This is a genomic window from Streptococcus sp. DD11, from assembly GCF_001578865.1.
Classification (GTDB): Bacteria; Bacillota; Bacilli; order Lactobacillales; family Streptococcaceae; genus Streptococcus; species Streptococcus panodentis.
In genome coordinates this window covers 28,970-33,444 of the sequence record NZ_KQ969399.1, presented here as the reverse complement: position 1 = coordinate 33,444, position 4,475 = coordinate 28,970, and the positions used below count along the sequence as shown (strand labels likewise).

Here is a 4,475-nt window from a genome sequence, read left to right as displayed (position 1 = left end):
CAATCATGGCATCAACGACCAGCAGGATTTCATTTGGATTAGCCAGCGCTTTGACATCTGACAGCTCCTGCATGAGCTTTTCGTCAATCTGCAGACGGCCGGCCGTATCAATCAGGACATAGTCATTGTGGTTGGCCTTGGCCTGCTCCAGACCTTGACGGACAATCTCCACTGCCGGAACTTCCGTGCCCAGAGCAAAGACCGGTACCTCAATCTGCTGACCCAGTGTCTTCAGCTGGTCGATGGCTGCCGGCCGGTAAATATCGGCCGCAATCATCAAGGGACGGGCATTTTCTTCTTTCTTGAGCTTATTGGCCAGCTTGCCGGCAAAGGTGGTCTTACCAGCACCCTGCAGACCAACCATCATGATAATGGTCGGGATTTTTGGTGACTTGCTAATCTCTGCCGTATCAGAGCCCAAGACGGCTGTCAGCTCTTCATCGACAATCTTGATAATCTGTTGGGCTGGATTGAGCGTATCGATGACCTCATGTCCGACTGCCCGTTCGCGGACTTTCTTGATGAAGTCCTTGACCACCGGCAGGGCAACGTCGGCTTCTAAGAGGGCCAGGCGGATCTCTTTGGTCGCCTCCTGAACATCACTCTCTGAGATTTTTCCCTTTTTGCGCAGGTTTTTAAAGACGTTCTGTAAACGTTCTGTTAAACTTTCAAATGCCATTTTTAGTTCTCCTAGTTTCTATTTCATTCAATTCGGTGGAAATCGTCCAAAACAAGCTAAACAATTATATTCCTCAGCAGAGACTTCTTTCATGATCTCATTTGGGTATCCCCAGCAGCTAAAGCCTTCCTGTATCGCTTTAGAAAGATCGTCCGGGGAGATGAGCTGCACTCTGGCAGGAAAAGGCTCTTTCGCCTCTAACAGCCAGCAGGGCATTCCTTTGTATTTGACTTGTTTCTCCAAAGTTACTCCCGATTGTCAATGCTGGACAGGATAGACAGCTGATCCTGCAGATAGCTGTCGTCCGGATATTTCTCTGTCATCTGGTCCAATATCTGGCTTCTGACGATGTAGTCCGAGTACATGTGCAGCTTTTTCTCATAGTCTTCCAGAATCTTCTCTGTCCGCTTGATATTGTCATAGACGGCCTGACGGCTGACACCGAACTCCTCAGCAATCTCAGCGAGACTGTAGTCGTCTGCATAGTAGAGCTCGATATAGTTCATCTGCTTGTCGGTCAGAAGTGCCGCATAAAACTCAAAGAGAGCATTCATTCGGTTTGTTTTTTCAATTTCCATAAGAAACATTATACCAAAAAAGCGTGATAAACTCTAGTCTGACAAGGGAAATAAAGGCCAATGGAGAAAAAATATTTTGACAGCTATGGGCAGATAAACAGCGGCCTGCCAGTCGGACTCAGACAAACTAAAAACCCCTGGCGGCTTGCCAAGGGGAATGGGCATTATTCAATTATTTTCCAGATAAAACTCAAAACGTTCGCCGACATATTGGCTTTTAACATACTCAAAGGCCGTACCGTCGTCCAGATAGGAAATCTGGGTCAGACCCAGAATGGCCTGTCCTCGGGGGATTTCCAGATAATTGGCGATTTTTTCCTTGGCCAGACGGGCATAAATCGTCTGCTGGGACTTGCCAATCTTGTAACCATGCTCCTGCAGAGTCTGGAAGAAATGGCTGGTAACCTCTTCTTTCTTAAAATTTTTGATGAACTTCTCAGGAATGGAGGCCACTTCATAAACAACTGGCAGGTCATCGGCATAGCGGACCCTCTCCATTCGGATAACATTTTCCGTCTTATGGATGCCCAGCTTTTCCACTTCTTGCTCACTGGGCAGGGTACGGCGGTAGGAAATCAGCTGGCTGGACGGTGTTTTGCCCTGTGACTTCATGATTTCGGTAAAACTGGTGGTACCGCGCATCTTTTCCTGAACGCGTGTGCTGGCCACATAGGTTCCGCTGCCGACTCGCCGTTCCAGTACGCCTTCTTCTACCAAAAGAGTGACGGCCTGACGCAGCGTCATCCGGCTGACCTCAAATCGTTCTGCCAGATCTCTTTCGCTGGGCAGGCGCTCGCCGATTTCCCAGATTCCTTCGTCAATTTCCTTCTTGAGCTGGTCATGGATTTTCATATATGCAGGTAACATCTGGATTCTTCTTTCTTGATTTCCTCGCGTTTTTTTCGCTTCACTTTATTTTAGTACCAAATAGTTCAAAAGTCAAACTAAAGTACTAGAAAATCTGCATAAAATCACTATTTCTAGAGAAGAGGTTTTTTCTTATCGAATAAGCCCTCTTATTTTGGACTATTCAATCGCTTTTGGCAGTTTATTAGCTTTTATGACCTTGGAAAAATTCCCTTTTTGTGATAAAATGAGAGGAAAGATACTTCTTTTAAGAAAGGAAAAAGATGACCCCTACAACTGAATTGCAAGATGTCGAAAAAATCATCGTGCTGGACTACGGCAGTCAGTACAATCAGCTGATTTCGCGCCGTATCCGTGAAATCGGTGTTTTTTCTGAGCTCAAAAGCCACAAGATCAGCGCCGCTGAGATTCGTGCCATCCATCCTGTCGGCATTATCCTCTCTGGAGGCCCCAACTCTGTCTATGAGTCAGGTTCCTTTGATATTGATCCGGAAATTTTTGAGCTGGGGATTCCCATTCTGGGGATTTGCTACGGCATGCAGCTGCTGACTCACAAGCTGGGCGGCAAGGTGGTGCCGGCAGGCCATGCCGGCAACCGTGAATACGGCCAGTCTACCCTCACTCATACTGCTGATTCTAAGCTTTTTGCCGCTACCCCTGATCAGCAGCTGGTCCTGATGAGCCACGGTGATGCGGTGACGGAGATTCCGGACGGTTTCCTGCGGACCGGTACTTCAGCTGACTGTCCTTTTGCGGCTATTGAAAATGCTGAAAAGAAGATTTACGGTATTCAGTTCCACCCGGAAGTGCGTCATTCTGAGTTCGGCTATGATATTCTGCGCAATTTTGCCCTGACTGTCTGCGGGGCTAAGGGCGATTGGTCCATGGATAATTTCATTGACATGGAAATCAAGAAAATCCGCCAGACGGTAGGAGACAAGAAAGTCCTGCTGGGGCTTTCCGGCGGTGTTGATTCTTCCGTGGTCGGCGTGCTGCTGCAGAAAGCCATCGGCGACCAGCTCATCTGTATCTTTGTGGACCACGGACTGCTCCGCAAAGGCGAAGCGGATCAGGTCATGGAGATGCTGGGCGGCAAGTTCGGTCTCAATATTGTCAAAGCGGATGCTGCCAATCGTTTCCTTGATAAATTAGCCGGCGTTTCGGATCCTGAGCAAAAGCGCAAAATCATCGGCAATGAATTTGTCTATGTCTTTGACGACGAAGCCAGCAAGCTTAAAGATGTGAAGTTTCTGGCTCAGGGTACGCTCTATACCGATGTCATCGAGTCTGGAACCGACACAGCGCAGACCATTAAGTCGCACCATAATGTGGGCGGCCTGCCAGAAGACATGCAGTTCCAGCTGATCGAGCCCCTCAATACGCTCTACAAGGACGAAGTCCGTGCCTTGGGGACAGAGCTTGGCATGCCGGATGAAATCGTCTGGCGCCAGCCATTCCCAGGTCCAGGTCTTGCTATCCGCGTCATGGGCGAAATCACAGAGGAAAAACTGGAAACGGTCCGCGAATCGGATGCCATTCTCCGCGAAGAAATTGCCAAGGCTGGGCTGGACCGCGACATCTGGCAGTATTTCACTGTCAATACGGGTGTTCGCTCTGTCGGTGTCATGGGGGACGGCCGGACCTACGACTATACCATTGCCATCCGTGCTATCACTTCTATTGACGGCATGACAGCTGACTTTGCCAAAATCCCTTGGGAAGTCCTGCAGAAAATCTCCGTCCGCATTGTCAATGAAGTCGATCACGTCAACCGCATCGTCTACGATATCACCAGCAAACCGCCTGCAACAGTGGAGTGGGAATAAGACGGATTATTCCTGTCAGCCTACACCAATCAAAACAGCTGATTTGAGCCGTTTTCCAGTAAAGCCCTTGATTTCAGGGGCTTTTACTGTTCTTTCTACTGCAGTTTCTCTTCCTCAAACATTAATATAAAAATATGAGAAAAATAAATGTAAGCGCTTTATCTTTTGCGCTTAAAATGTTATAATAAAAATTGAAAAGTTCTATCTTTATTTTTAAAGTGTGGTATGCTTTCTCAGATAAGTGAGAAAGCGAAAGGAGGAAGCTGTATGGAAAAAGATTCTAAACAGATTAGCTGGCTGATGATTGCCCTGATTGCTTTCAACATTACCTGGAGCTTGGGCAATGTAGTGAATAACTTTGCACAGCAGGGGATTGTCGTCATTACGTCCTGGATTGTGCTGCTTATTATCTACTTTGTTCCCTATACTCTCATGGTTGGTCAGCTGGGCTCCACCTTCAAAGACAGCGAAGGCGGGGTCAGCGATTGGATAAAACACACTTCAACGAAGCAGCTGGCTTTCTTC

6 protein-coding genes are annotated in these 4,475 nt (G+C 47.8%); 2 read left to right on the top strand and 4 right to left on the bottom strand.

Annotated features, from left to right (window positions below; translation table 11 throughout):
* The 4 genes from STRDD11_RS12895 to STRDD11_RS12880 all read right to left on the bottom strand — a co-directional run.
* Positions 1 to 679 (bottom strand): signal recognition particle receptor subunit alpha (locus tag STRDD11_RS12895; RefSeq protein WP_206512724.1); only part of this gene is annotated, 679 nt, incomplete at its 3' end.
* Positions 680 to 706: 27 nt separating this feature from the next.
* Positions 707 to 922 carry a 2-oxoglutarate:acceptor oxidoreductase gene (locus STRDD11_RS12890; protein WP_128837639.1) on the bottom strand — a complete coding sequence of 72 codons (216 nt, stop codon included), beginning with the start codon at positions 920 to 922 and terminating at the stop codon, positions 707 to 709.
* 2 nt (positions 923 to 924) lie between these two features.
* Entirely contained in the window at positions 925 to 1,257 is a 333-nt protein-coding gene (locus STRDD11_RS12885) for a putative DNA-binding protein (RefSeq protein WP_164828503.1), read from the bottom strand.
* Positions 1,258 to 1,425: 168 nt separating this feature from the next.
* Positions 1,426 to 2,124, bottom strand: a complete 699-nt coding sequence (locus STRDD11_RS12880; protein WP_128837637.1) for a GntR family transcriptional regulator — start codon at positions 2,122 to 2,124, stop codon at positions 1,426 to 1,428.
* 263 nt (positions 2,125 to 2,387) lie between these two features.
* On the opposite strand from STRDD11_RS12880, the gene guaA reads away from it, so the two are divergent.
* Positions 2,388 to 3,950, top strand: a complete 1,563-nt coding sequence (gene guaA / locus STRDD11_RS12875) for a glutamine-hydrolyzing GMP synthase (protein ID WP_128837636.1) — start codon at positions 2,388 to 2,390, stop codon at positions 3,948 to 3,950.
* A gap of 267 nt (positions 3,951 to 4,217) precedes the next feature.
* A partial coding sequence (locus tag STRDD11_RS12870) for an amino acid permease (protein WP_128837661.1) occupies positions 4,218 to 4,475 on the top strand: 258 nt, incomplete at its 3' end.

Coding starts and splice junctions, on each gene's coding strand:
- guaA (WP_128837636.1), top strand. CDS start 2,388: ATGACCCCTACAACTGAATTGCAAGATGTCGAAAAAATCATCGTGCTG.
- STRDD11_RS12885 (WP_164828503.1), bottom strand. CDS start 1,257: ATGGAAATTGAAAAAACAAACCGAATGAATGCTCTCTTTGAGTTTTAT.
- STRDD11_RS12880 (WP_128837637.1), bottom strand. CDS start 2,124: ATGTTACCTGCATATATGAAAATCCATGACCAGCTCAAGAAGGAAATT.